This window comes from Paenimyroides ummariense, assembly GCF_900115115.1.
Classification (GTDB): domain Bacteria; phylum Bacteroidota; class Bacteroidia; order Flavobacteriales; family Flavobacteriaceae; genus Flavobacterium; species Flavobacterium ummariense.
In genome coordinates this window covers 18,513-44,181 of the sequence record NZ_FOVI01000007.1, presented here as the reverse complement: position 1 = coordinate 44,181, position 25,669 = coordinate 18,513, and the positions used below count along the sequence as shown (strand labels likewise).

21 protein-coding genes are annotated in these 25,669 nt (G+C 33.8%); 9 read left to right on the top strand and 12 right to left on the bottom strand.

Annotated elements, in window-relative coordinates:
* Positions 1–13: 13 nt before the first annotated feature.
* A complete protein-coding gene (locus BM253_RS06765; protein WP_091521233.1) occupies positions 14–787 on the bottom strand; it encodes a 3'-5' exonuclease in 774 nt (257 codons plus the stop codon).
* Between the two features lie 276 nt (positions 788–1,063).
* Entirely contained in the window at positions 1,064–2,635 is a 1,572-nt protein-coding gene (locus BM253_RS06760) for an NAD(P)/FAD-dependent oxidoreductase (protein ID WP_091521229.1), read from the bottom strand.
* An 89-nt stretch (positions 2,636–2,724) separates the two neighbouring features.
* On the opposite strand from BM253_RS06760, the gene BM253_RS06755 reads away from it, so the two are divergent.
* Entirely contained in the window at positions 2,725–2,970 is a 246-nt protein-coding gene (locus BM253_RS06755; protein ID WP_091521226.1) for a hypothetical protein, read from the top strand.
* Positions 2,971–3,003: 33 nt separating this feature from the next.
* Here BM253_RS06755 and BM253_RS06750 read toward each other — a convergent pair whose 3' ends face one another.
* The gene (locus BM253_RS06750) at positions 3,004–5,199 is read right to left on the bottom strand and encodes an ATP-dependent DNA helicase RecQ (protein ID WP_091521222.1); all 2,196 of its coding nucleotides are present in this window, start codon (positions 5,197–5,199) and stop codon (positions 3,004–3,006) included.
* A gap of 91 nt (positions 5,200–5,290) precedes the next feature.
* On the opposite strand from BM253_RS06750, the gene BM253_RS06745 reads away from it, so the two are divergent.
* The 6 genes from BM253_RS06745 to BM253_RS06720 all read left to right on the top strand — a co-directional run bounded on the left by BM253_RS06745 (position 5,291) and on the right by BM253_RS06720 (position 12,942).
* Complete coding sequence (locus BM253_RS06745) at positions 5,291–6,259, top strand: KpsF/GutQ family sugar-phosphate isomerase (protein WP_091521219.1); 969 nt, start codon at positions 5,291–5,293, stop codon at positions 6,257–6,259.
* Between the two features lie 23 nt (positions 6,260–6,282).
* Positions 6,283–7,095, top strand: a complete 813-nt coding sequence (tatC, locus tag BM253_RS06740; protein WP_091521507.1) for a twin-arginine translocase subunit TatC — start codon at positions 6,283–6,285, stop codon at positions 7,093–7,095.
* 3 nt (positions 7,096–7,098) lie between these two features.
* Complete coding sequence (gene lptB / locus BM253_RS06735; RefSeq protein ID WP_091521216.1) at positions 7,099–7,839, top strand: LPS export ABC transporter ATP-binding protein; 741 nt, start codon at positions 7,099–7,101, stop codon at positions 7,837–7,839.
* Positions 7,840–7,912: 73 nt separating this feature from the next.
* Positions 7,913–9,841, top strand: coding sequence for a polysaccharide biosynthesis protein (locus tag BM253_RS06730; RefSeq protein WP_091521212.1), 1,929 nt, complete (start codon positions 7,913–7,915; stop codon positions 9,839–9,841).
* A gap of 6 nt (positions 9,842–9,847) precedes the next feature.
* On the top strand, positions 9,848–10,624 hold the full coding sequence (locus BM253_RS06725) for a polysaccharide biosynthesis/export family protein (RefSeq protein ID WP_091521208.1): 777 nt from the start codon (positions 9,848–9,850) through the stop codon (positions 10,622–10,624).
* Positions 10,624–12,942 carry a GumC family protein gene (locus BM253_RS06720; RefSeq protein WP_091521204.1) on the top strand — a complete coding sequence of 773 codons (2,319 nt, stop codon included), beginning with the start codon at positions 10,624–10,626 and terminating at the stop codon, positions 12,940–12,942. The genes BM253_RS06725 and BM253_RS06720 overlap by 1 nt, the downstream gene beginning before the upstream one ends.
* Before the next feature lie 119 nt (positions 12,943–13,061).
* Here the strand turns inward: BM253_RS06720 and BM253_RS06715 are convergent, their stop codons facing one another.
* The 4 genes from BM253_RS06715 to BM253_RS06700 are packed head-to-tail and all read right to left on the bottom strand — an operon-like array spanning position 13,062 to position 16,773.
* On the bottom strand, positions 13,062–14,099 hold the full coding sequence (locus BM253_RS06715) for a hemin-degrading factor (RefSeq protein ID WP_091521201.1): 1,038 nt from the start codon (positions 14,097–14,099) through the stop codon (positions 13,062–13,064).
* Positions 14,100–14,111: 12 nt separating this feature from the next.
* Positions 14,112–14,885: a heme ABC transporter ATP-binding protein gene (locus BM253_RS06710; protein WP_091521197.1), complete on the bottom strand. Its 774-nt coding sequence runs from the start codon at positions 14,883–14,885 to the stop codon at positions 14,112–14,114.
* The gene (locus tag BM253_RS06705) at positions 14,882–15,910 is read right to left on the bottom strand and encodes a FecCD family ABC transporter permease (protein WP_091521194.1); all 1,029 of its coding nucleotides are present in this window, start codon (positions 15,908–15,910) and stop codon (positions 14,882–14,884) included. Before BM253_RS06705 ends, BM253_RS06710 begins: the two co-directional genes overlap by 4 nt.
* On the bottom strand, positions 15,910–16,773 hold the full coding sequence (locus BM253_RS06700; protein WP_091521190.1) for a heme/hemin ABC transporter substrate-binding protein: 864 nt from the start codon (positions 16,771–16,773) through the stop codon (positions 15,910–15,912). Before BM253_RS06700 ends, BM253_RS06705 begins: the two co-directional genes overlap by 1 nt.
* A gap of 142 nt (positions 16,774–16,915) precedes the next feature.
* Here BM253_RS06700 and BM253_RS06695 point away from each other — a divergent pair, with 142 nt between their 5' ends.
* Together BM253_RS06695 and BM253_RS06690 are read left to right on the top strand one after the other, a co-directional pair.
* Complete coding sequence (locus BM253_RS06695) at positions 16,916–19,069, top strand: TonB-dependent receptor plug domain-containing protein (RefSeq protein ID WP_091521186.1); 2,154 nt, start codon at positions 16,916–16,918, stop codon at positions 19,067–19,069.
* A 14-nt stretch (positions 19,070–19,083) separates the two neighbouring features.
* Positions 19,084–20,496, top strand: a complete 1,413-nt coding sequence (locus tag BM253_RS06690; RefSeq protein ID WP_091521183.1) for an HmuY family protein — start codon at positions 19,084–19,086, stop codon at positions 20,494–20,496.
* 161 nt (positions 20,497–20,657) lie between these two features.
* Here BM253_RS06690 and BM253_RS06685 read toward each other — a convergent pair whose 3' ends face one another.
* The 5 genes from BM253_RS06685 to dapF all read right to left on the bottom strand — a co-directional run bounded on the left by BM253_RS06685 (position 20,658) and on the right by dapF (position 25,598).
* Positions 20,658–22,520 carry an ABC-F family ATP-binding cassette domain-containing protein gene (locus BM253_RS06685; RefSeq protein ID WP_091521179.1) on the bottom strand — a complete coding sequence of 621 codons (1,863 nt, stop codon included), beginning with the start codon at positions 22,518–22,520 and terminating at the stop codon, positions 20,658–20,660.
* Positions 22,521–22,600: 80 nt separating this feature from the next.
* Positions 22,601–23,137: a hypothetical protein gene (locus BM253_RS06680; protein WP_091521175.1), complete on the bottom strand. Its 537-nt coding sequence runs from the start codon at positions 23,135–23,137 to the stop codon at positions 22,601–22,603.
* A 101-nt stretch (positions 23,138–23,238) separates the two neighbouring features.
* The gene (mltG, locus tag BM253_RS06675) at positions 23,239–24,276 is read right to left on the bottom strand and encodes an endolytic transglycosylase MltG (RefSeq protein WP_091521171.1); all 1,038 of its coding nucleotides are present in this window, start codon (positions 24,274–24,276) and stop codon (positions 23,239–23,241) included.
* Positions 24,266–24,802, bottom strand: a complete 537-nt coding sequence (locus BM253_RS06670; RefSeq protein ID WP_091521168.1) for a GNAT family N-acetyltransferase — start codon at positions 24,800–24,802, stop codon at positions 24,266–24,268. The genes mltG and BM253_RS06670 overlap by 11 nt, the downstream gene beginning before the upstream one ends.
* Position 24,803: 1 nt before the next feature.
* Positions 24,804–25,598 carry a diaminopimelate epimerase gene (dapF, locus tag BM253_RS06665; protein ID WP_091521164.1) on the bottom strand — a complete coding sequence of 265 codons (795 nt, stop codon included), beginning with the start codon at positions 25,596–25,598 and terminating at the stop codon, positions 24,804–24,806.
* Positions 25,599–25,669: the final 71 nt, after the last annotated feature.

Genomic DNA, 25,669 nt, shown 5'->3' with positions numbered 1-25,669 from the left:
AACTTTGCTTTAATTAAAACTTATTAGTTAGTTTACGCAACTTGATTCCTGTCAACACTTTTTTGGTGTACAACGGAAAATCGGCATTTTGAATCCAGCCAAAATAACCCGGCTCGCGATCTAAAACATCATCAACCAAAGCACCTTTATGTTTACCGAATGTAAAAATTTCTTCTCCGTTATCATTCAAAGCAATAAATCCAGCAAAATCAACCGATTTTTTACGAGTTGTGAATACCGAAAGTGCTTTCATATCGTTCTCTAAATCTTCGTAACGATCTAACTGCGCCTTTAAAATTTCATAAGTAGCTTCGGTATCGGCTGCTGCCGAGTGCGCATTTTCTAATGATTGATTGCAGTAAAACTTCAAAGCTGCACTTAATGTACGTTCTTCTTTTTTATGAAAGATCGTTTGAACATCAATCGATACACGGTTTTTCATATCAAAATCAACATCGGCACGCAATAATTCTTCTGCCAATAAAGGAATATCAAATCGATCTGAATTGTATCCAGCCAAATCGGCGTCTTTAATCATGTTGTAAACCTGCGAAGCCAGTTCTTTAAAAGTTGGTTCATTTGCTACTTTTTCATTGGTGATTCCGTGAACAGCCGTAGCATGCGCAGGAATTGAAACCGTTGGGTTTACTAGCCACGTTTTACTCTCTTTGTTTCCGTTGGGGAAAATTTTTAATATCGATATTTCTACAATTCTGTCTTTTGCTACATCAATTCCCGTTGTTTCTAAATCGAAAAAACAAATAGGTCGGTTTAATTTTAATTCCATATTTTTTGTTTAAGGTTTAATGTTTCAAGTTAAAATCAGTTTACTTAAAACACTTACTTATTAATTTAATTTCTAACCCTTTGGGTGTAATTATTTCCACAACATAGAAACATAGATTTGCCGTATGTTTTTAAAAGATTGTGATAGGCGTTTTACTTTTCGCATAGCAAACTATGTGAAAAATAATATAATTTTCTATCCCATCTTTGACAATGAGTTATAATTCTATTGGTCTATGTGGTTAATTTTTATTTATTTTGAATTACCCCAACGAGTTTAATTTCTATAACCAAAAATTTGTTCGGCACATTTAATGGCACATTTTTCGCCATCGATCGCTGCAGAAATAATTCCGCCAGCATAACCTGCACCTTCGCCACAAGGATACAAGCCTTTTATTTGCAGATGCCCCAACGTATAATCGTTTCTTGGAATACGAACCGGCGATGAAGTTCTACTTTCCGGCGCATGTAAAATAGCATCGTTTGTAAAATAACCTTTCATGCTTTTACCGAATTCCTGAAAACCCTGACGCATAATTCCTGTTAGAAACTTTGGAAAAACAGCACCTAATTCTGACGATACAACTCCGGGAACATAAGACGTTTTAGGTAATGATTCGGAAACTTTTTTGTTCGAAAAATCTACCATTCGTTGCGCCGGAACTTGTTGCGTTTTACCTGCAACTTTCCAAGCAGTGTTTTCTATTTCTTTCTGAAAATACATTCCTGCCAAAGCTCCATACTTTTCGTACGGTTTAAAATCTTCTAATTTTAGTTCGACTACAATTCCCGAATTTGCTGTGATTTGATCACGCTTTGAAGGAGACCAACCATTGGTTACAACTTCTTCAACATCGGTAGCACAAGGCGCAATTACTCCACCCGGACACATGCAAAACGAATACATTCCGCGACCATTCACTTGTTTTACGATGGAATATGGAGCCGGCGGAAGAAAATCGCCACGGAAATCACATGAATATTGAATGCTATCTATTAAAGACTGCGGATGTTCTGCACGAACGCCTAATGCAAAAGGCTTTGCTTCAATTAAAATCTTTTTTCGATCTAACAATTCAAAAATATCTCTAGCCGAATGTCCGGTTGCCAAAATAACTTGATTTGCCGCAATGGTTTCGCCTGTATGCAAGATCGCGCCTTTAATCTCGTTACCTTTAACATCAAAATCAACCACACGTTTATCAAACAAAACTTCACCACCAAACTCGGTAATTTTATGACGCATATCTTCCATGATTTTCGGCAGTTTGTTAGTACCGATATGCGGATGCGCTTCAACCAAAATATCTTGCGATGCACCAAAAGCAACCAAAAGTTCTAAAATGCGGTTTACATCGCCCCGTTTTTTCGATCGTGTGTACAACTTTCCGTCAGAATATGTTCCTGCACCACCTTCGCCAAAACAGTAATTAGAATCGGGATTTACAATATGGTCTACGTTAATTGCCTTTAAATCACGCCGACGACCACGAACATCTTTTCCTCGCTCTATAACAATAGGTTTTACGCCTAATTCTATTAGCTGTAATGCCGCGAAATATCCTGCAGGACCTGCCCCAACTACAATTGCTACCTGTGCATCTTTCACATTTTTATAATCGGGAAATGAAACCGATCTGTGCTGCACATCTTCGCCTTGAAAAAAAACCTGAACTTTAAGATTGATTTTCACCTGTTTTTGTCGGGCATCGATCGATCTTTTTAAAATGGTAACATGCTGAATTTCGTTAGTAGGCGTATGCGTTAATTTTGCAACATAATCTACCAGCAAATGATTTGTAGCTGCAATTTCCGGAAGGACTTGTAATTGTATTTCTTGAGGCATTTTGTTATAAAGCAAATTTGAAACTACAAAAATACATTAATTATAGATTTGTTTAAAAGGATGTTTTAAATTTACTGAAATTTGACAAAATGGAACGACAGATAAAATTAATCTGGGATTTTAGAGGTCCCGATGCTTTAAAAACAGCCGAACATCAGGAAATTCATTTAAAAGAATTTATTGTTATAGAACAATTGCCGATTTCAATTTCGGGTTTTCAGCAGATAAATGAGTTTCATTCGATTGCTTTTATCGTGGTTAACGACGAAATGATGCGAAAAGTACGCGATGTTTTAAAACCGCACCGTGGTGAGTTGTATAGTGATATTGCATAAAAAACTCCTTAAATATTTTTAAGGAGTTTTTTATTAATTGGCTACTTCGCTAATGAATTTTATACGCATTAAACGAAGTTCTTCTATATCGTAATCGCCATCAAATTCTTTCAAGGCTGCTTTTATAGAATCGTTTTCGGCATCCATAAAATATTCTTTAATTTCTTCCTGCTGATCTTCATCCAACACATCATCAACCCAATAATTAATATTCAGTTTAGTACCCGAATAAACGATCTGTTCCATTTCTTTCAACAAAGCATCCATATTTAAACTTTTGGCAGCTGCAATATCTTCTAAAGACAATTTACGGTCCACACTTTGAATGATAAACAGTTTTAAGGCTGAATTTGCTCCCGTTGATTTTACAACCAAGTCATCTGGGCGAATAATATCATTTTCTTCAACGTATCGTGTAATTAAATCGATGAATTCTTTACCGTATTTTTTGGCTTTACCTTCACTTACGCCATGCACATTTGCCAGTTCATCTAACTTTATGGGATATTTTAATGCCATATCTTCTAAAGACGGATCCTGAAAAACCACAAACGGCGGTACATCCATTTTTTTGGCTACTTTTCGACGTAAATCTTTCAGCATACTTACCAAAACTTCATCAGCAACATTTGATGCCTTTGCATTGGTAATGATGGTTTCATCGTTGGTAGTTTCATAATTATGATCTTCGGTCATCATAAAAGAAGTAGGATTTTTCAGAAAATCTTTTCCTTCTTTAGTGATTTTTAGTACACCATAACTTTCGATATCTTTTGATATTAAATTTGATACCAAAACCTGACGGATCAATGCCATCCAGAATTTATCGTTAAACTCTTTTCCTGCTCCAAAAACGCTTTGCGCATCGGTTTTGTACGATTTTATAACGGCATTTATTTTACCCAATAAGGTAAGAACAATTTCTTTTGACTTGTAGATTTGCTTGGTATCCTGAATGGTTCTTAATAAAAGTTCCACCTGATTCTTTGCTTCTTTTTTAGATTTCGGATTGCGTGAATTGTCATCCATATTGGCTCCTTCCCCATTCACTTCATCAAATTCTTCACCAAAATAATGCAGTAAAAATTTACGTCGAGATACCGATGTTTCTGCATAAGCAACCACTTCTTGTAACAAAGCATAACCAATTTCCTGCTCCGCCAACGGTTTGCCTGCCATGAATTTCTCCAGCTTTTCAATATCCTTATAAGAATAGTACGCCAAACAATAGCCTTCGCCACCATCGCGACCTGCACGACCGGTTTCCTGATAATAACTTTCTAACGATTTTGGTATATCGTGATGAATCACAAAACGCACATCGGGCTTGTCAATTCCCATTCCAAAGGCAATAGTTGCAACCACCACATTCACATCTTCCATTAAAAACATGTCTTGATGTTTGGCGCGAGTTTTGGCATCTAATCCTGCGTGATACGCTACTGCCGAAATTCCGTTAACTTGCAAAACCTGGGTGATTTCTTCTACCTTTTTACGGCTTAAGCAATAGATAACGCCTGATTTTCCCTTAAACTGATTGATGAATTTGATAATATCCGATTCTATATTCTTGGTTTTCGGACGAATTTCATAAAACAAATTAGATCTGTTGAATGAAGCTTTAAACGTATTAGCGTTGGCAATTTCCAGATTTTTAAGGATATCTTCCTGAACTTTTGGCGTTGCAGTTGCCGTTAAACCTATAATTGGAATATCGCCTAATTTTCTGATAATATTTCTAAGGTTTCTATATTCGGGTCTGAAATCGTGCCCCCATTCAGAAATACAGTGCGCTTCATCAATCGCAATAAAAGATAAAGGTACAGAATTTAAAAACTCAACATATTCTTCTTTCGTCAACGATTCTGGTGCAACGTATAAAAGTTTGGTAATACCTTTCTTTATATCCTCCTTAACCTGTGTAATTTCGGTTTTCGTCAATGAAGAATTTAATACGTGTGCCACACCAATTTCGCTTGAAAGTGCACGAATGGCATCAACCTGATTTTTCATTAAAGCAATTAAAGGCGATACTACGATTGCAGTTCCTTCTAAAACCAAAGCAGGTAATTGGTAACATAACGATTTACCACCACCCGTTGGCATAATTACAAAAGTGTTGTTGCCATAAATAATGCTTTTTACAACCTGCTCTTGCAATCCTTTGAACTGACTGAATCCGAAATATTTTTTTAATTCTTTATGTAAGTCAATTTCGATTGATTTCATGTTTTTAATTATGCTATTTTATCTAAATTTGCAATTATAAAGATATACAAATCTTTTAGTTTTAGCAAAATTTACATAACACGTTTGTATTTTGGACATTAATTTTAACATATTGGCAGCCGCAAAAAGCACTTTAAAAGCTGAAAGCGATGCTATTACAAAGGCTATAGATTTTTTAAACGATGACTTTTTAAAATCGGTTCAAGCTATATTTAACACAAAAGGAAGGCTGGTTATTACCGGAATTGGCAAGAGTGCACATATTGGTCAGAAAATTGTTGCCACTTTAAACTCTACCGGAACGCCGTCTTTATTTATGCACGCTGCCGAAGCCGTTCATGGCGATTTAGGTATGATTACGAAAGACGACGTTGTTTTGTGTATATCGAAAAGCGGAAACAGTCCGGAAATTAAAGTCTTAGCTCCGTTATTAAAGCGCGACGGAAATATTTTAATTGGAATGACCGCTAACGAATCTTCTTTTTTAGGAAAAAACTCCGATTTTGTTATTAACGCCTACGTTGAAAAAGAAGCCGATCCTAATAATTTGGCTCCAACAACAAGTACAACCGTTCAATTGGCATTAGGCGATGCTTTGGCTGTTGCGTTAATTGAAATGAGAAATTTTACTGCAAACGATTTTGCTAAATTTCATCCGGGTGGTGCTTTGGGTAAAAAACTACTACTTAAAATCAAGGATATTTTAGACGGTAAAAACAAACCTGCCGTTACTATTCAATCAACCATTCAACAAGTTATTTTTGAAATATCGAACAAACGTTTGGGCGTTACAGCTGTTTTAGATGGATCTGAAATCAAGGGAATTATTACCGATGGCGATATAAGACGAATGTTAGAAAAAACAACCGATTTATCAGCAATCACTGCAAAAGACATTATGACGGTAAATCCGAAATCAATTGAAATAAATTCAAAAGTAGAAGATGCTTTAAATATTATGGAATCGTTTGAAATTACTCAATTAGTAGTTACAGACAATAATCTATATGCAGGCATTATCCATCTACACGACATTTTAAAGGAAGGAATTGTATCGTGAAAAATAAAAACACCAACAAAGAAATGTCGTTCTTAAACCATTTAGAAGAATTAAGATGGCTTTTAGTACGCAGTTGTATTGCAATTTTAATAACATCGGTAGTAGCTGTTTTTTTTAACGAATTTATTTTTGATGTAATTATTTTCGGACCGAAACAAGGCGATTTCATTACTTACCAGTTTTTTTGCGACGTTGCTACTAAATACGATTTAGACCGATCGTTCTGCGATAACGAACTGCCTTTTGTTATTCAGAACCGAACCATGGACGGACAATTATCTGTAATGATTTGGACGTGTATCACAGCCGGATTCATTATGGCATTCCCGATTATCTTATGGGAATTTTGGAAATTTATACGTCCGGCATTGTATCAAAACGAACGAAAATATGCTAAATTATTCATATTTGTATCGAGCATTCTATTCTTTTTAGGAGTGCTTTTTGGTTATTTTGTATTAGTTCCATTATCAATCAACTTTTTAGCTAACTTTACCATCAGTAATGTTGTTGAAAATCAAATCGATATCAATTCATATATCAGTTTGGTAAAAACAACATCGCTGGCAACCGGTTTGGTATTTGAACTGCCAATTATTATTTTCTTTTTAACCTATTTAGGTTTAATTACCGATAGTTTTTTAAAGGAATACAGAAGATACGCTTACGTGTTGATTTTAATAGTAGCAGCAGTTGTAACTCCGCCCGATGTTATTAGCCAGTTAATTGTATCGTTTCCGTTGGTAATTTTGTACGAATGCAGTATTATAATTGCTAAAGTAATTACAAAACGCAATGTGCAAAAAGAGAAAAACGAAGCCTTAACAAAGAATTAAGCAATGAAATTAAGAGCAGAGAATTTAATAAAAACATACAAAGGACGAAAAGTTGTAAAAGGTGTTTCGGTTGAAGTCAACCAAGGGGAAATTGTTGGTTTATTAGGACCAAATGGTGCCGGCAAAACAACATCGTTCTACATGATTGTGGGGTTAGTAAAACCAAATTCGGGCAATATTTTTTTAGATAATTTAAATATTACCAATTACCCAATGTACAAACGTGCCCAAAACGGCATTGGTTACTTGGCTCAGGAAGCATCGGTTTTTAGAAAGTTAAGTATCGAAGACAATATACTTTCGGTTCTACAACTTACAACACTTACCAAGAAAGAGCAAGAAGCTAAAATGGAATCATTGATTGATGAATTTAGTTTGCAGCACATCCGAACCAATCGTGGTGATTTATTATCGGGTGGTGAACGCAGAAGAACAGAAATTGCTCGAGCTTTGGCAACTGATCCTAAATTTATTTTATTAGATGAACCTTTTGCAGGTGTTGACCCGGTGGCGGTAGAAGATATTCAGCGCATTGTGGCTCAGTTGAAAAACAAGAACATTGGTATTTTAATTACCGATCATAATGTTCAGGAAACCTTAGCAATTACAGACAAGACCTATTTAATGTTTGAAGGCGGCATTTTGAAAGCAGGAATCCCTGAAGATTTAGCTGAGGATGAAATGGTTAGAAAAGTATATTTAGGGCAAAATTTTGAATTAAGAAAAAAGAAAATAGAATTTTAATATTAAATTTTCATTTAAAATTTAAAAACAATACTTTTGCGGAGCTAAGGGGGAATCTTTTTTAAAAATTGTTATGACATTGCCAAAAAAAATACAGAAGAATTTTTCATACCTGAAAACAATTCAATACCTGCCTAGATGGATTATTTTTTCTATTGATATTGCTATTGTAATTTTTTCTGTTGTTATAACGCACTTTATTTTAAAGGGCGTAGGTATAGATTATATGCCAATTATTCAGACTCCTTTTGTATTTGCACTCTTTCTTGGAACACATCTTTGTGCGTTTTGGTATTTTAAAACTTTCACCGGAATTGTAAGACATACGACACTGAATGATGCTGCAAAACTATTCTTTGTAGAATTGTTGTGTTTTTTAGGTTTGTATATAACCAATACAGTTGTAGATTTAATTTATGACGGCAGGTTATTTTTAAACACACAATTATTAATCAGTATTGCAATTACTTACGGTTTACTGGTTATTTTTAGATTACTTGTAAAAGTTTGCTTCGATTTCTTTTCAGAATATTCTAACGATAGTCAACATTACATAAAAACAGTTATTTACGGAAGCGATGAACGCGCTATTGCTATTGCAAATGCTATTACAGCTGAAATTCCAAAGAAATATAAACTGCAAGGTTTTATAAATCCTAATGCTAAAAATTCATATAACCGAATTTTAAATATTCCAATAATCGGAAAAACACGTAAGGTTTCGGTTTTAGTAAGATCGTTAGGTGCAAACAATTTAATTATTGCCGATGAAAATCTTACAAAAGATGAAAAGATAGAGATTATTGAAGATTGTTTAAATTACAATATTAAAGTTTACAATTTACCACGTTTAACTGATATAAACGACCAGAAAAAAGTTGCTTCAAATATCCGAAAAATAAAAATTGAAGATCTTTTAGAACGTAAACCAATTGTAATAAACAACAACCAGATATCAGATCAAATTAAAGATAAAGTTGTTTTGGTTTCAGGTGCAGCCGGATCTATCGGAAGCGAAATTGTATGGCAGGTTGCCGCTTTTAATCCAAAAAAACTTATTTTATTAGATCAAGCCGAAACTCCATTACATCATATTTCTTTAGAAATTTCAAAATGCACTACCAATGCAGAAATTATCTGTATCATTGCCGATGTACGAAATTATGATTCGTTAGAACGCGTTTTTAACGATTACAATCCGGATATTGTATATCATGCTGCCGCTTACAAACATGTACCTTTAATGGAAATGAATCCGCAACAGGCAATTTTTACTAATGTTTTAGGTAGTAAATACATGGCAGATTTATCCTTAAAATACAAAGCAGACCGCTTTGTAATGGTTTCTACAGATAAAGCCGTGAACCCAAGTAATGTTATGGGTGCCAGCAAACGCATTGCCGAAAAGTATGTTCAATCTTTGGCGCAGAAACTTAAAAAAGAAAACAACAACACAACAAAATATATTACTACTCGTTTTGGAAATGTATTAGGATCTAACGGATCGGTAGTACCATTATTCACCAAGCAAATAGAGAACGGCGGACCAATAACCATTACGCATCCTGATATTATTCGATACTTTATGACAATCCCCGAAGCTTGTCAGTTAGTTTTAGAAGCAGGATCAATGGGTAACGGAGGTGAAATTTATATTTTTGACATGGGCAAACCTGTTAAAATTATCGACCTTGCTACAAAAATGATTAAATTAGCCGGTTTGGAACCTGAAAAGGATATCGAAATTAAAGTTGTAGGTTTACGCCCAGGCGAGAAATTGTACGAAGAGCTGTTAAATGACAGTGCTACAACATTACCTACACACCACGAAAAGATTATGATTGCCCAAGATATAAATGAAGATTACGAATTTATTTCAAATCAAATTGAAGAATTAAAGCATTTATCAGCAGCATATTTAGTTTTAGATACCGTTGCAACAATGAAAAAAATTGTTCCCGAATTTAAAAGCTTAAATTCTACTTTTGAAAAACTCGATTAAATATTTATGAAGAAGATAATTTTACCTATTGTAGTTGCCACTGTTTTGTTGACTTCCTGCGCATCAAGAGAAAAAATTGCCTATTATCAAGGAATTGACAATACAGAAATTGTTAACAAAAAGTTTGAAACAAAAATTAATCCAGACGATTTGTTAATGATCATTGTTTCTGCACAAGATCCATTAGCAGTACAACCTTTTAACTTAACTACCAATTTAAGTGTTGATCCAATGAATCAAGCTGGTGGCGGACAAATGCAACAACAATTGTATTTGGTTGATGATAAAGGCTATATTGATTTTCCTACTTTAGGAAAAATTGATGTTGGCAATAAAACAAAAGAGCAAATTGTTCAAGATTTACAAACAAAAATTTCAAAATACGTAAAAAACCCAATCGTTAATTTACGTATTATGAATTATAAGGTAACGGTTCAGGGCGAAGTTAAAATGCCGGGAACGCACCGCGTTACATCAGAAAGAATTACGTTGTTAGAAGCAATTTCACTATCGGGCGATTTAACAACCTACGGTAAACGTGATAATATCTTGGTTTTGCGTGAAGAAAACGGAGAAATAAAACACCATCGCGTTGATTTAACCAAGGCTGATTTCATTAATTCTGATTTTTACTATTTAAAACAAAACGATGTTGTTTATGTAGAACCTAATAAAGTAGCTGTTAATTCATCAGCAGTTGGTCCAAACATTTCAATTTATTTATCGGCAATATCTTTATTATTAACCACAGTAGCCATTATACTTACAAATTCTAACAAATAATGACTGAAGAAAAAGACAACGTTATAAACTTAAAAGAAGAATTATTTAAGTATTTAACACATTGGAGGTGGTTTGTTTTAAGTGTTTTTGTTTCACTTATTCTGGCATTTATGTATTTAAAATTCACTCCAAAAAGCTATAGTGTTGCTACAAAAATTTTGATTAAAGACGAAAAAAGTAACGATTTAGCAAACCAATTAAGTGCTTTTTCAGAAATGAGCTTGCTTGGTAATTCTAAGAACAATATTGAAAACGAAGTTGAAATTCTTAAATCAAGAACATTAATCTACAATACGTTAGATTCTTTAAACTTAAACATACAATATTTAGATGCATCTGAAGTTATCGAAAAAGATTTGTATAAAAAATCTCCTATTCAGGTTGTATGGAATAATGAGCAAATTGCAAAAACAGTAACTATTGAATTACATAATATTAATGGTAATACATTTGATGTTTCTGTAAACGACACTAAAATAGGAAATACTACTTTTGGCAAAAGTATTACTAGCGAATTTGGATCATTTATTGTTAACAAAATCGGATCATTGAACAAAGTTAATGAACTTAAAGTTAATGTGTATCCTAAGTTTCAACACGCCGAAAGCTATCAAAAAATCTTAAGCGTTGCACCAGCTAGCAAAACATCAAGCGTTATTGATGTTTCGATTATTGATAAAACTCCGGAAAAAGCTGCCGATTTCTTAAATACGTTGGTTTACAACTACAATTTAGGTGGAATAAAAGACAAACGTTTTATATCAGAAAATACTTCTGAATTTATTTCGGATCGATTAACATTAATTGGAACAGAATTAGGCGATGTAGAATCGCAGGTAGAAGGTTATAAAAACGCTAATAATTTATCAGACATTGAAACTGAAGTTAAATTATATTTAGATAATTTATCAACATTTGAAAAATCGGTTTTAGAGAATGAAACAAAGATCAATGTTGTTAACGATTTAATTCGCCATATCAGCAGAACAAAATATGATGATTTGGTTCCTGGAGGATTATTAACTGATGATGCAGGTTCTGAAAGTTTGATTCAAGAAATTAATCAGTTGATTCTTCAAAAACAAAAAGCTTCTGTTAACGCGACAGCAGAAAACCCAAATTATATCATTTTAGAAGAGCAAATTCGTGCTTTAAAATCAAATTTACAAGCAAGCTTAAGAAGAAATTTAAGCTCGTTACAAATTGTAAAAACTGATTACAAGCGTCAAGAAAACGAGATGCAGGCAAAACTTTCGCAAGTTCCACGTCAAGAAAAAGAATTTAGAATCATTGATCGTCAGCAAAAAGTAAAAGAAGCTTTATACTTGTTTTTACTCCAAAAACGCGAAGAAACCAATATTACGCTTGCAGCAACCGACATGAACGCAAAAGTGATTGATAAAGCTATTGCTACAGATAAGCCGGTTGCCCCTAAAACAATGATTATTTTGCTGGTCGCTTTAGTATTGGGAGCAATAATTCCTTTCATTGTAATTTATATTACAAACCTGTTAGACACGAAAATCAAAAACAGATTTGATGTTACTGATAATTCAGATATTCCGTTTTTGGGAGATATACCTACATCAGAATCTAGTGGTGAATTAATGGAAATAGGCAGCAGATCAAGTGCAGCCGAAGCGGTACGTATTGTTAGAACAAATTTAGATTTTATATTATCAGAGAAAGCAGAAGACGAATGTAAAGTTATATTTTTAACCTCAACAATTTCTGGTGAAGGTAAAACATTTGTATCGGCAAATTTAGCAGCAACATTCTCGCTTTCAGGCAAAAAAGTTTTATTGATAGGTTTAGATTTACGTAATCCAAAATTATATGAGTATGTAAAAGTAAATCCTTTAGGAATTTCTAATTACATAACATCAAACAATAAATCTTTGAATGATTATATTTCTCCTGTTGAAGGTTATGAAAACTTTGATGTGTTGTCATCAGGGTCGATCCCTCCTAACCCAACAGAGATTTTAATGAACAAAAAAATAAAAGAGGTTTTTGACACCTTAAAAACCCAATACGATTATATTATTGTTGATACCGCTCCTGTTAGTTTGGTTACAGATACTTTATTAATTAGTAAATATGCAGATGCTACGATTTATGTGGTTAGAGCCAATAAGATTGATAAAGATATGCTGAGAATTCCTAACGAATTATACAGAGATAAGAAACTGAACAAACTTTCACTGGTATTAAATGACTCTGACGTCACAAAAGGTTATGGCTATGGCTATGGCTATGGTTACGGAGCAAAAGTTGAACAAAAACCACTTTGGAAAAAGATACTGGGAATCAAATAATCAAGTTAACCAATAAAAGTCTAATCTTTTAGGAATTGTTATTAATAGAAAAAGTTCGATATTGTATCGAACTTTTTCTATTAAATTAGAATTGAATACTATAACTATGTTTTGTTTTATTAATTCAATTTTTCCACAGTTTCTCTCCAGATATCCAATTCAGGAATTCCTGGTTTGCGTTTTCCAAAGAACTGTACAATAATATCGCCCATTTCGTTGAAAACCTCAATAGCCGTAACTACACCGTCTTCGGTTGGTTTACGTACCACCCAAGTTTGTGCAATTTTGCTCATATCTAAATGCAGGTTAAAATCAGGATCCATAATGTTGTACCATTCTTGGTGCCACATAGTTTTACGTACGCGACCTGTGTGTATTTGAATGTTTCCTTTGTTACCCACAAAAACCATGATTGGTGTTTTCTCTTTAGTAACTTCTTCTAACATGGTAACAATTCCATCTTTAGAAATTTGTTTTGCATGAAAATCAGACGGAGCCAAACGTAATGCCTGTGTACGACTAACACCAAATTTGCGCAACATCATAAAAAAGTCGTGCGTATCTTTTAGTTCTAACCAAGCCTGTTTAAAACCATCCACATCAATTTCGTTGTCTGGTTTTTCGTCTAAATTTAATTCGTAAGCTTCAGATGTTTCAAACGGTTGCTGATCTTCACTTTTGTATTTTTCAACTAAAGCTTCAAATGCTTCAACATTACTATCAGCAGTTAAAAATATTTTATGGATTGCATCGCCGTCTTTTCCAAAAAACTGAATGCTTCTTGATGTTCCGCGTGCGTTTTCTTCAATAACAGAAAAAACTTTTTTCCAATGTGATAAAAAGATTCTTAAATCAATATCTTCGTTCACAAATAAACCTGCATGCGGATTAGAAAAATCTGCGTTTGCGTAAATTCCTTTGCGTTCGTGTACACATTCTTCATTACGTGTTAAAGCCATTACTTTGCCTAACGATTCAATTTCTGACAAAATTTCTTTAAATTCCGGACGTAAACGCGTTACGTTGCTGCCAATGTTTGTAGCCAATAATTCCATTTCGCTAACACCTAATTTCTGTGCGGCATTGCGTATTCTTAAATGAGGTTGCTCTTGTTTAAGCGTGTCCCATTGTGCTTTTAAACTTTCAGTTGTATTCATTGTTGATTAGATTTATCCGAATAATATAATTGGTTGTTGGTTTTCGGGATGAGGTGTAATGATGCAGGGATATTGATAAACGCGCGAAATACGTTCTTGTGTAAGTACTTTTTTAGGTTCATCGAACATTTCAATAGAACTTTTGTTCATTAAAATTAATCGGTCTGCAAATTGCGAGGCAATGTTTAAATCGTGTAAAACAACCAATGCCGAATTGTTTTGATTTGTGAATTCTTTAATTAAATGAAGCGTTTTAAACTGATGCGCTACATCAAGATTATTCAAAGGTTCATCTAACAAAAGGAGTTTGTTTTCAACGTTATTTTCAAGTTGGGCAAAGACGCGGGCTAAATGCAAACGTTGTTTTTCACCACCCGAAAGTTGTTCGTATTCACGATCTGTTAAATGACTTGTTTCGGTTTTTGCCATCCATTTTTCTACTATCTCCAAATCACTTAAATCGGCTTCTGTTTTAAAATATGGATAACGTCCCATTAAAACGATTTCCTCGTTTTTTAAGTTGATTTCGTTTGATTGATGTTGTGAAAATTTGGCTCTGTGTAACGGAATTTCACTGCGCTTGTAACTTTTAACATCTTTATCTTTAAAAGAAAAATGTTTTGTTTGATAAGGAATTTCGTTTGCAACACAGCTTAAGAATGTCGATTTTCCGGCTCCGTTTGGTCCTACAATAGCAATTAATTCTCCTTTATTTATCTCTAAATTAATATCTTTTAAAAGAAATCGATCCTTAATTTGAAAGCTTAAATCGTGAATTTTTATCATTTTAATTTTCTTTTATAATTAATTAAGATCGAAATAAATACAGGCGCACCCATAATGGCAGTTAAAATACCAATTGGCAGTTCGGCAGGAATAACAATGGTTCTACTAATGGTATCGGCAATTAAAAGAATTACCGCTCCTAAAAGCATTGATAAAGGTAGTAAAATATTGTAATTAGAATTAAAAACAAATCTTAAAATATAAGGAACTACCAATCCAACAAAGCCAATTGTTCCGTTAAAAGCTACCACGCAGCCTACCATTAATGATACAATAATGATGATTTCGCGTTTGGTTTTTTCGATATCGAATCCTAAATGAGCTGCTTCTTTTTCGCCCAGCATTAAAGCATTTAAAATTTTACCTTTTGATAATAAACGAATGCTTCCTAGTAATACTACGATAAAAACCAAGCAGACTTTCCACCAATTTGATCCGGCTAAACTTCCTAAAGACCAAAAAGTGATGTTTCGCAGTTCTTCTTCGGTTGATATATAAGTTAAAAAACCCGTTACAGCACCTGTTAATGCCGTAATTGCCACGCCCGATAACAATAAAATTAAAATGTGCGTTTTACCGTTTGATGTTGCCATTTTGTAAACAAACCACATAGTTAGCAATGCACCGATAAACGCCATAACGCTTAATAAAACGTAACGGAAAAATGCCGGTAGCAGGTGCATTACAGCAGATCCGAACACGATTGTTAAAGCTGCGAATAAGACGGCACCAGATGTTATACCAATTAAATCGGGCGATGCCAATGGATTTTTAAATAATCCTTGTAAACTTGTTCCGCTAATAGCCAAGGCAGCTCCGGTTAAAATTGCCATTAATATTCGCGGAATACGCAATTCTATTAAAACAAAAGAATCGGCTGTGTGGGTGTTTGTATTAAAATAGGTGCTTACAATTTCAAACACCGATTGGTTGAAATCATAAGCACCTAAATATAATGCCGTTACTAAAGCAACAAGTAATACTATAAAGAACGCAACTTTGTAAACAGCAACTTTTTTCTTCATTATTGTAATTTGTTATGTAATTCTACAACAGCGTCACCTACGCGAGGACCAAAACCTGAAAGGTATTGTCCGTCCATTGTAACCACTTTTTTGTTTTTACCTGCGTTTGTTGTAGCAATACCTTCAATTTTTAATAAACCGTCCACACCGCCTAAACTTTGTAAACCTTTATCAAACATTAAAATAACGTCTGGGTTTGTAGTTAATAAAGCTTCTGGAGTTAAAGGTTTAAAATCTGTTAAAGCAGCAGCAGCATTTTCTGCACCAGCTAATTCAATCATGCTGTGTAAAGGAGTTCCCGCACCTGCAACCATTAAGTTACCTGCGCCACGAGCGTAAATAAACAATACTTTAGGTTTTTTATCGAATGCTTTAACGTTAGCCATTTTGTTAGAAATATTATCTAAAAGTGGCTGATAATTGTCTTTTTTAAGTTTTGTAGCAACTTCGGTAATTAATTTTTTACTTCCGTCTATGCTGTATTCCTGATCGATCAATACTAAAGGAATATTTGCTTTTTTCAATTGCTCGTTTAAGTTCGGGTTCACATCTTTAGTAGTTCCAAAAACCACACTTGGTTGTAAAGCCAAAATACTTTCTGCAGTAATTGAACGTACGTGACCTAAATCGGTAGCTTTTAAATCTGCAGGAAAAGTAGAAGTAACATCTCTACCAACAATGTTTCCGGCAACATCTAAAGCTGCCAACGTTTCAGTTACAGCTCCGTTTAACGATACAATACGATCTGTTTTAATTTCTGTTGCAACAGTATCTGTTTCTGTAGTTGTTGTTTTGTTTTCTTCTTTTTTATTACAGCTTGCAACAACAATTGCTAAAGCAAGTACTGAGAAAAATTTCTTCATAAATTCGGTTTAATAAAAGGTTTAACTTATTATTTACGGTGCAAAAATAGCGGTTTTTTTTTAAAAAAGAATATTTTATTTAGAACAAATAAAAATAACTTAATATATTTGCACCGTGATTTAAACAGAATAAATAAAAATAATGAGAATTAAATCTTTAATTTTTTCCTTGTGTTGTGTGAACGGATTTGTAATGAATGCACAGGTTGATTCATTAGATCAAAGTATTGAAGACACAAGACTTGAAGAATTAGTTATTACAGGACAATTTGAACCTCAATCAATAAAAAAATCGGTACATAATGTAAGAGTTATTTCTGATGCGGATATTAAGAATTTAGCTGCAAATAATTTAACCGATGTACTTAACCAATATTTAAATATAAGTGTAAGTTCAAACGAACAGTCCGGTAAATCTTCGGCTTCATTATTTGGTTTAGATTCACAATATTTTAAGGTTCTTATTGATAATATTCCCGTAGTAAGTGATACCGGTTTAGGTACAAATGTAGATTTAACCCAGATTAACTTAGATAATGTTGAACGCATTGAAATTATAGAAGGATCAATGGGAGTAACACACGGAGCGAATGCCGTAAGTGGTATTTTAAACATCATTACCAAAAAGAGTTCTAAATACGATTGGGAATTATCTGCGAGTGTACAAGAAGAAACATTAGGTAAAGAATTTTCTTTTTTTGATAAAGGTAGACACATACAAAGTTTTAAAGCATCTCACAATTTATCTGAAAACTGGTATGCATCTATTGGTGTAAACCGCAATGACAAAAGAGGTTTTTTTGATGATAGAAAAGGTATTGATTATCCTATTAATAATGGCGAGAGAGGGTTTACACAATTGCCCAAAGAACAATTAACCACGAATACTACTATAGGATATCAAAAAGGGGAAACTAGAATTTTTTATAAATTCGATTATTTAAATGAAACAATAACCTTTTATAACCCAATTGTAGTGCCTATTGTTAATTATCCGTTTCCAGAAACTTATTTTTCTCGCGATAAACGATTTTTAACTAACAGATATTTTCAACACTTAAATTATTACGGAAAGCTGTTTAACGATTTAGTTTTTAACGTGTCGTTATCTCATCAAAAACAACAACGCGATGAAGAGCTTTTTGATTATCATTATGCCGATAAGAAAGAACGTGAAAATAATAGAAATGTTTATCATTCTAAAGATGTTTTATATTCAACTGGTACCCTTACAAATATAACTAAAAGTAAAAAAGTTGATTTACAGTTAGGATATGAATTAGTAAGTGAAAATAGTTTTGCAAATGCAAGTACCGGCGTTTTTTTAGATAAAGAAAATCAAGCAAACGGTATACGTAAGCGATTAGAAAATTACGATGTATATGCTATTGCAGAGCTAAATTTTACCGATCGTTTTTCTCTACGTCCTGGTATAAGGTATTCGTTTCAGTCTAAATTCGACAATCAGTATTCTTACTCCATTGGTTCTCGTTATTTGTTTGATAAGGGAATTGAAGCACGTTTATCTGCCGGATATTCTTACCGTACACCAAATTTCGATGAATTGTACACCTATATGGTAGATTCAAATCATAATATCCAAGGAAATCAAGATTTAATACCCGAAAAAAGTAACTATATAGAAGCAAATATAAAAAAGAATACCTTTTTTAAATCCGGATTAACAATGTATAATTCTATAAGTTCGGGATTAATGTTTGTTGACGATAGAATTAGCACGGTGTTAATAAGTCAAGAGCCTATACTTTCTTACAAGTATATTAACGTTGATACATATAAAATGTGGAATATAGCAGCAGAAAATCGTATAGGATACAAAAATTGGAATTTTGCTGCAGGCTTGTCTTTAATTGGTATTTCACAGCAGCTTACTAATAATGTTTCCGGATCTACTTCAGATGACCGTTTTTTATACACCTTAAATATAAACACAGCCTTAAGCTATCAGTTGCCAGAATATCAGACTCAGTTTACTGTGTATTTTAAACATAACGGAAAAACACAAGAGTTTGTTGACGTTTCTTCTCCAGGTGAATCAAATTTCGTTTTGTCGGAATTGGAAGCATATAATTGGCTTGACGCATCAGTTAGAAGAACTTTTTTCAACGGGAAATTCGAAACAATGATTGGTGCACGTAACCTTTTAAATGTAGTAACACTTCAACGTTCTACTACATCTAGTATAGGAGGCGGAGCGCATTCAGCATCGGGTACAACATTGTTAGGTGTTGGTAGATCATATTTCGTAAAACTTACGTACAATCTTAATTTTTAATATATAATTATATCATGAAGAAGTATTTATTATTTTTTTCGTTTCTGATTTTAGCAGTTTATTCTTGTAAAGATGATGATGGAGTAGATTCAGGAGCACTTGCAGTAAGTTTTGCTGTTCCGTCTGCAAATTTAACCGAAGATGTAACAGATGTTGTTATTTCTTTCTCAAAAGCTACAACAGCAGCAGGAACTATTACATTAGGCGTAACTGAAACCGAAGCTGAATATGGTATTGATTACACGACAAACCCAACAGGATCTGCATCAACATTAACTGTTCCGTTTGAAGCTGGTGTATCTAAAGTAATTTTCAAATTCAATAAATTAGTTCCTGCAGTTGAAGGTGAGGTTAAAAATGTAAAATATACAATTAATGCAATCTCAACTAACTATGAGATTACAGGAAACAACACCACGGTTTTAAATTTTAACGAAACGGCACTTACAGGTAGATCGTTAGCTCCACAAGTTGGTGGTCCTTCACAAGCTAACCAAGTTTATATCGATTTAAGTAGTGGAGCAATGACAACTGTACCACGTGTTTCTTGGGATTTAGGATTTTATTCAGGTAACGAATTTAGAGTTATCTTGAATAATTCTGTGAAAATGTCTGTAAAATCTTTAAATAGTACAAATCTTGCAGCTGTTGTGGCAGAAGATAATACCATGTTAATTTCTCAAGGATCAGGCAATCTTAATCAAGTTGATAATCCAACAGGTGTAATTACTGAAACTGCAATTGCTGAAGTTTCAGCTAACGATGCTGAAAACTCTGTTTACTTAATTAATTTAGGTAGCAATCCAGGTTCTACACCTCCGGATTTAGGAAAACCGTCTGCTGATAGTGGATCTCACAGAGGTTGGAAAAAAGTTAGAATTTTAAGAAATGGTAATGGTTATAAATTTCAATATGCTGATTTAAATGCTACAACATTCAATGAAGTTTTAATTGATAAAAATGCTGCTTTTAACTTTAACTTCTTTAGCTTTACGGCTAATGCTACAGTTAATGTAGAACCTCAAAAAGAAAAATGGGATATTAACTTTACTACCTTTGTAAACACAGTTAATATGGGTGGCGGACAATTAATTCCATATTTCTATCCAGATTTTATTGTGAATAACAGTAGAGGAGGAGCATTAGCATATAGTGTTTCTACTGCTGATTTCTCTTACGATGCTTTCACAATGGCTAATGTTGATCAATCTAAATTTATCAATGATCAAAGAGGTATTGGATCATTATGGAGAGGTACAAGTGCTCCTGGTCCAAATGGAGATCCTGTATCTCAGTTCGTGTTAAAGACTGATATTTTCTTTGTATTGAAAGATCCGGCAGGAAACATCTACAAAATTAAAATGACCGGTGGTGCGTTGCCTAATTTAGAAAGAGGGCACCCTACATTTGTTTATTCTTTACTATAAGATATAACAACATATTTTACAAAGGCTCGTACATAGTGCGAGCCTTTTTTGGAGTTAATTGTTAACAAAATCTTATAACAACAAAAAAATCAATGCTTTATGCTTTTGTTTGTATCCTTGCAAAAGAAATTCAAATAGTAACTGTGTTTGAGAAATGATACCTATTCCTCCATTTTTGAAGAAAGTTCAAACCAGCGTTCTTCTTTTTCTTCTAAAGTTTCAATTATTTTTTGAAGTTCTAATCCTTTTGAGATCATCTCATCATCAGAAACAGTTCCGTTTGAAAAACCGTCTTCGATTTGCTTTTTCTGATATTCCAGATCTTTTATTTCGCGTTCAATTTTAGAAAACTCTTTTTGTTCGTTGAAACTTAATCCAAATTTTTTAGGCTGATTATCTTTCCAGTTTACTTTTTCTTTCGACGTATCATCTTTTACAGGTTCTACAGAATCTTCGTAAATTCTAAAATCGGAATAGTTGCCCGGAAAATCTTCAATTTCTCCTTCGCCCCTAAACACAAATAAGTGATCTACGATTTTATCCATAAAATAACGGTCGTGCGAAACTACCAATAAACATCCCGGATAATCTAACAAGAAATTTTCCAATACATTCAACGTAACAATATCCAAATCATTTGTAGGCTCATCTAATATCAAGAAATTTGGATTTTGAATTAAAACCGTACACAAATACAATCGTTTTAATTCGCCACCACTTAATTTCTCAACAAAATCGTGCTGTTTTTTTCGATCGAACAAAAAGCGTTCTAACAACTGTCCTGCCGAAATGGTTCTGCCTTTTGTCAACGGAATGTATTCGCCATATTCTTTAATGATATCAATAACCTTTTGCTCGGGTTTCGGGTTGATGCCGCTTTGTGTGTAATAACCAACCTTAATGGTATCGCCAATCACCACTTTACCAGAATCGGGCTGAAGTGTTTGTGTTAATATATTTAAAAAGGTAGATTTTCCTGTTCCGTTTTTACCGATGATACCAATACGCTCGCCACGATTAAACAGATAATCGAAGTTTTTCAGGATTATTTTATCGTTAAAAGACAAGGAAACATTGTGCATTTCAATGATTTTCGATCCCATACGTTCCATGTTGATCTCCAACTCTAAAACATGCTCTTTACGGCGCGAATTGGCTTTATCTTTAATTACATAAAAATCGTCTTGACGCGATTTTGACTTGGTAGTACGTGCTTTTGGCTGACGACGCATCCATTCCAATTCTTTTACAAACAAGTTTTTTGCTTTATCGATCGATGCGTTTTCAGATGCAATACGCTCTTCTTTCTTTTGCAGATAGTACGAATAATTTCCTTTGTATTGATATATTTTTCCGTTGTCTAATTCAATGATTTCGTTACAAACTCGCTCTAAAAAGAAACGGTCGTGCGTAACCATGAACAACGTAATATTTTCTTTTGCAAAGTAATCTTCCAACCATTCAATCATTTCCAGATCCAAGTGATTGGTAGGCTCATCTAAAATCAACAAATCGGGTTTATTAATCAAAATAATTGCCAACGCCAATCGTTTGCGCTGCCCACCCGACATATTTTTAACCTTTGCTTTTAAATCTTCGAGCTTTAATTTGAAAAGAATCTGCTTGTACTGCGTTTCAAAATCCCAAGCATTGTATTGATCCATTTGGTCGAACGCCAATTGATATTCCTCTTGATCGTCCATGTTCTCCAACGCCTTTTCGTATCGTTCAATAACCTTCAGAATTTTGTTATCTGATGCAAAAATGCTTTCTTCAACCGTTAATTCGTCTTGTAAATTAGGTTCTTGTGATAAAAACTCCATACGGATTCCTTTGCGGATCACAACCTGACCGGTATCGGGAAAATCCAATCCGTTGATAATACTTAATATGGTAGATTTTCCGGTTCCGTTTTTAGCTACAAAGGCAATTTTCTGGTCTTTGTTGATACCAAACGATACGCCTTCAAACAGCGTGCGTGCTCCGAAAGATTTTGATATATTTTCTACTGAAAGATAGTTCATGATTGATTTCTTGAAGCACAAAAATACGTTTTTTTGGCTTATGAATATGATGACTTATGTATTGAAACTGATATTGTATATTAAAACAAGCGGTAACCAAATTTTAGTCGAAGTACAGGTGCAACATCTCCGTAAGTAGTATCAAAATCGTACATATAACCTAAACCAATGTTGGTATTCAATGTAAATTTTGTACCTAAACTTCGTTGCAATCCCCAATGAATATCGGTTAAAAGAGCTTTGTTTAGCGCAAGACTATTAGGATGACCAAAACTGTATTTTGTTTGTAAACCTACATAGTTTCCGGCATTGTTGGCATTATTCTTCTCTTTTGCTTCGCGTTTTTCACGATTGTAGATCCATTTTAATTCTGTAGAAACAAATGGCACAGGATCTAGCAAATAAAAACTATAAGTACTTTTATTGTGATCCACTTCCATTCCCACACCTAAACCGGCTGCACTTTCTAAAAGCAAACTTTTACTTAACGGAAGTTCGTAAGAAAACTCGGCTCCTTGCAAACCTAAACTCACTTTACCAATATTTTCTAATGTAGATTGTGCAAAACATGCAGTTGTATTTGCTACTAAAAGTGCAGCTAACAAACATTTTTTCATGGTGTTTATTTTTTATTGAGCTGGCAAAGGTCGGCTTTTAAAATAAAAATCACAAACACTAACAGGTATTGCTAAAAAAAGGTTGCTTTACAGCAACCTTTTTATTTTATATTATTCTTTGTTAACCAAGCCGTATATTTATCTCGGTTTGCAGCATGTTCTTCAATCGTACTTGCAAATTCGTGATAACCCATACGTTCTACACTTGCACAAAAATAAATGTAGTTGTGTTTTTCAGCATTTAGCACGGCATCAATCGAGCTTTCATCGGGCATTGCAATTAATCCTTTTGGAACACCTTTGTATTTGTAGGTATTAAATGGATGATCTAAAACCAAATCTTTTAAATAAACGCGTTTTATAACTTGTTCAAAATCGTTACTTAAAGCTTTCTTTGCATAAACAACTGTTGGATCGGCTTGTAAAAGCATGTCTTTATTTAAACGATTAAGGTAAGCTCCTGCAACTTTTGGGCGTTCATCTACTTTTGCCGTTTCTTTTTGAACAATTGCAGCCAATGAAGAAACTTCAACGAGCGACAAATTCAACGCTTGTGCTTTTGCTTTGCGTTCATCGTTCCAAAATCGAACATACGATTTTTGCAATAGATTTCTAATCTTTAATGGCGTACTGTTCCAATAAACTTCATAGGTATTTGGCATACACATTGCCAAAACATTATCTTTGGTCATACCCATTTCTTGTAAAAAAGCAGGTTCTGTGAATGACTGATACAAATCGGCAACATCGGGTTCAACTTGCGATGCAATACGTTGTAGTAATTTCTGAAGTGTTTCTTGATTATTAAAAGTCAGCTTAACCGGAACGTTATGGCGTAACGATTTTATAATTCGGTAATTATTGTATCCGTTTTCAATCAAATATCTTCCCGGTTCAACCGTAGCCGATTCGCCTAATTTAGAAAACAACCCTTGTAACGATTCATAATCTTTTACATATTTCTTCAACGAATCTTGAACCTGCGCATGAGTAGCATCGGTTGGAACAAGAATGTAGATGCTTTTTTCAGAAAAATTGGTGTTTGCCGTAAACGCTTTTCGGTACAACATGTATCCGAATATTAATGCTACAAAAACTCCGAGAATGGAAACGTAGCTTACTAATTTATTAATTTTCATTTAAAGGATTTATTAATTGATACAGCGTTTCATCGACATAAACAGAACCAACTTTGTTCCAATGTTTTTTTACTCCGATTTTTTCAAACCCAAAATTAGAAAAAAGCTTGATACTTGCACTATTTGTTTCGGCAACATTAACAAATATTTGATGCACGTTTAAAACCTGAAACGCGTAACCTAAAAGCAATTTTACAGATTCGCTACCAAAACCTTTATTTCTTTCAGAAGGATTTTTAATCACAATGCCCAATCCTACCCTGCTGTTTTTTGGATCGAAATCGTACAAATCGATTAATCCGATTAAATTATCTGTCGATTTTTCTACAATTGCTAATCGTAACTGTTTGGCTTCGTATATATCCTGATGGCTATTTTCCAAATAATTCTTCAACAACCATTTAGAATAAGGTGTTTGCGTATTGCTGACTTCCCACAAAGTTTCGTCGTTTTCAATTTCGTACAGAAACGATAAATCTTCGGGTTCCAATGCGCGTAAATAAACTTGGTTTCCTTTTAAAAACATATTAATCAATAGAAATTTCTCCTTTAAAAACCTGTTTGGCTGCACCGGTTAACATTACGTTGTAATATTTTTCTTCGTTTTGATCGAACGTAACCTGCACATCACCACCTTGTACTTGAATAGTTATTTTGTTTGCAGCCGTTTTACCTAAACTGTTCATGGCAATTGCCACAGCTGTTGCTCCGGTTCCGCAAGACAAAGTTTCGTCTTCCACTCCCCGTTCGTAAGTTCTAATTTTAAAAGAATTGTTTGATAACTGTTCAACAAAATTCACATTGGTTCCGCCAGGTTTGTATTGATCACTGTAACGAATATTCTTTCCGTTTTCAAAAACATTAAAATTTTGAATATCATTTACCATTGCAACGTGATGTGGCGATCCGGTAAACAAAAACGTAAATTCAGTATCCTTTTTTATGGTATCTTTTACAACATCGATCATCTGTAACGCAACAATTCCATTTTCATTAATTGTGGCATGATGCAGACCGTCAATCGCATTGAACGTAGTATCCTTTGAAAAAATTCCTAAAAAATGAGCAAACGAAACAATACAGCGACCACCATTGCCGCACATGGTACTTTCATTCCCATCGGCATTGTAATACACCATTTTAAAATCGGCAGTAGCATCGTTTTCCAATAAAATCAATCCGTCGCCACCAATTCCAAATCTTCGGTCGCATAATTTTTCAATCAATTCTACATTTTTCTTTGGGAAAAACTCCGTGCGATTGTCAATCATTACAAAATCGTTTCCTGTTCCCTGATATTTAAAAAAAGTTACGTTTTTCATACTACAAATATACAATTATTAAAGCTTCGTTAAGTTGTGTTAACATGCGTTAAACTGCTTTTTTGTTATTT

What these genes read in the sequence shown, in the direction of transcription:
- BM253_RS06760 (WP_091521229.1), bottom strand. Translation starts at nt 2,635, where the DNA reads ATGCCTCAAGAAATACAATTACAAGTCCTTCCGGAAATTGCAGCTACA.
- BM253_RS06715 (WP_091521201.1), bottom strand. Translation starts at nt 14,099, where the DNA reads ATGAATACAACTGAAAGTTTAAAAGCACAATGGGACACGCTTAAACAA.
- BM253_RS06685 (WP_091521179.1), bottom strand. Translation starts at nt 22,520, where the DNA reads ATGAACTATCTTTCAGTAGAAAATATATCAAAATCTTTCGGAGCACGC.
- mltG (WP_091521171.1), bottom strand. Translation starts at nt 24,276, where the DNA reads ATGAAAATTAATAAATTAGTAAGCTACGTTTCCATTCTCGGAGTTTTT.
- BM253_RS06710 (WP_091521197.1), bottom strand. Translation starts at nt 14,885, where the DNA reads ATGATAAAAATTCACGATTTAAGCTTTCAAATTAAGGATCGATTTCTT.
- BM253_RS06680 (WP_091521175.1), bottom strand. Translation starts at nt 23,137, where the DNA reads ATGAAAAAATGTTTGTTAGCTGCACTTTTAGTAGCAAATACAACTGCA.
- BM253_RS06730 (WP_091521212.1), top strand. Translation starts at nt 7,913, where the DNA reads ATGACATTGCCAAAAAAAATACAGAAGAATTTTTCATACCTGAAAACA.
- BM253_RS06755 (WP_091521226.1), top strand. Translation starts at nt 2,725, where the DNA reads ATGGAACGACAGATAAAATTAATCTGGGATTTTAGAGGTCCCGATGCT.
- BM253_RS06705 (WP_091521194.1), bottom strand. Translation starts at nt 15,910, where the DNA reads ATGAAGAAAAAAGTTGCTGTTTACAAAGTTGCGTTCTTTATAGTATTA.
- BM253_RS06765 (WP_091521233.1), bottom strand. Translation starts at nt 787, where the DNA reads ATGGAATTAAAATTAAACCGACCTATTTGTTTTTTCGATTTAGAAACA.
- BM253_RS06690 (WP_091521183.1), top strand. Translation starts at nt 19,084, where the DNA reads ATGAAGAAGTATTTATTATTTTTTTCGTTTCTGATTTTAGCAGTTTAT.
- BM253_RS06725 (WP_091521208.1), top strand. Translation starts at nt 9,848, where the DNA reads ATGAAGAAGATAATTTTACCTATTGTAGTTGCCACTGTTTTGTTGACT.
- tatC (WP_091521507.1), top strand. Translation starts at nt 6,283, where the DNA reads ATGTCGTTCTTAAACCATTTAGAAGAATTAAGATGGCTTTTAGTACGC.
- lptB (WP_091521216.1), top strand. Translation starts at nt 7,099, where the DNA reads ATGAAATTAAGAGCAGAGAATTTAATAAAAACATACAAAGGACGAAAA.
- BM253_RS06750 (WP_091521222.1), bottom strand. Translation starts at nt 5,199, where the DNA reads ATGAAATCAATCGAAATTGACTTACATAAAGAATTAAAAAAATATTTC.
- BM253_RS06695 (WP_091521186.1), top strand. Translation starts at nt 16,916, where the DNA reads ATGAGAATTAAATCTTTAATTTTTTCCTTGTGTTGTGTGAACGGATTT.
- dapF (WP_091521164.1), bottom strand. Translation starts at nt 25,598, where the DNA reads ATGAAAAACGTAACTTTTTTTAAATATCAGGGAACAGGAAACGATTTT.
- BM253_RS06720 (WP_091521204.1), top strand. Translation starts at nt 10,624, where the DNA reads ATGACTGAAGAAAAAGACAACGTTATAAACTTAAAAGAAGAATTATTT.
- BM253_RS06670 (WP_091521168.1), bottom strand. Translation starts at nt 24,802, where the DNA reads ATGTTTTTAAAAGGAAACCAAGTTTATTTACGCGCATTGGAACCCGAA.
- BM253_RS06700 (WP_091521190.1), bottom strand. Translation starts at nt 16,773, where the DNA reads ATGAAGAAATTTTTCTCAGTACTTGCTTTAGCAATTGTTGTTGCAAGC.